General features: G+C 60.3%; 1 protein-coding gene. It reads left to right on the top strand.

The features are described from left to right. Positions 1 to 302 (top strand): immunoglobulin-like domain-containing protein (locus JUI81_RS31685; protein WP_204125701.1); only part of this gene is annotated, 302 nt, incomplete at both ends.

The raw sequence follows: 302 nt of genomic DNA, 5'->3' as shown, positions 1-302 counted from the left end.
GTCACCCTGTCCAACGGCCAGACCATCACCATTCCAGTCGGTTCGAGCAGCGGTTCTGTCAACTTTGTTGCACCCAACGATGCGTTGGCGGGCGGCAACTCCCTGAGCGTGAAGATCGACGACGCCAAAGGCGGCAATTACGAGAAACTGGAAGTCGACGGCAAGTCGGCGGACACCTCGGTGACCGACACCCCAGACACCACCACTCTCAGCCTGAGCGCGACCGACTCGGTGGCTGAAGGTGGTTCCATTGTTTATACCGCCACCTTGAGTAATGCCGCCGGCACGCCAGTGACCGTGAC

Origin of the sequence: Pseudomonas sp. 008, from assembly GCF_016861935.1 — a bacterium.
Lineage (GTDB): Bacteria > Pseudomonadota > Gammaproteobacteria > Pseudomonadales > Pseudomonadaceae > Aquipseudomonas.
The sequence above is the reverse complement of the archived record's forward strand: the minus strand, read 5'-3'. Positions and strand labels throughout refer to the sequence as shown.